Genomic DNA, 607 nt, shown 5'->3' on the forward strand with positions numbered 1-607 from the left:
CGATGTCGATGTTGCGCTGGTTATTGCCATCATGACGACTGTGGATCACGCCCAGCCGCAAGGCCAGCGGGCCATCCTGGCGCACTGCATAGCCGCCCAGATGCCAGCTGTCCACCGTGGCCTGAAAGCGTCTCGCGTTCTGAGTGCTTGAAGAGCGGCCGCCTACAACACCCATCCGCCAGGCCGAGTCCAGCGACCAGTCTACGCCGATCAGTAAGCCGCGCAGGCCTTGTTTCATATTCTGGCTTCCCTCCAGCCCTTCGAGGTGGCTGCTGTGCCCCAAGCCCTGGACCCAGAAACGACCTTGCTCCTGGTCTGGCATTCCACGCAGCGCCGACAGCAAGCCGGCGCTGACCTGCCCGCTGCTCTTTTGCGTGGCAGCAGCCAGGTTGGCGTTCTGGCTGCCGGCCAGTTGCTCCAGGGCGGTGCCGAGTTCGCCGGCGGGCTGGCTGGCCAAAAGCAATTGAAGTTCACGCAGCTGGTTTTTTTGCTCGATGGTCAAGCCACCAGAGTCGCGCAGCGCCGCCAGCTGGGTGTCGATGCCTTGGGCGAACTGCAGGCCGTTGTAGGAAGTGGCCCCGGATGCCAGATAGAAATGGGTCGGGAC

General features: G+C 63.3%; 1 protein-coding gene. It reads right to left on the reverse strand.

The features are described 5' to 3' along the window. The coding region (locus AC0L3B_RS38220) for an autotransporter outer membrane beta-barrel domain-containing protein (protein ID WP_473382715.1) at window positions 1-607 on the reverse strand (607 nt) is incomplete at both ends.

The sequence above is a fragment of the Bradyrhizobium sp. Kon56 genome (assembly GCF_055807635.1).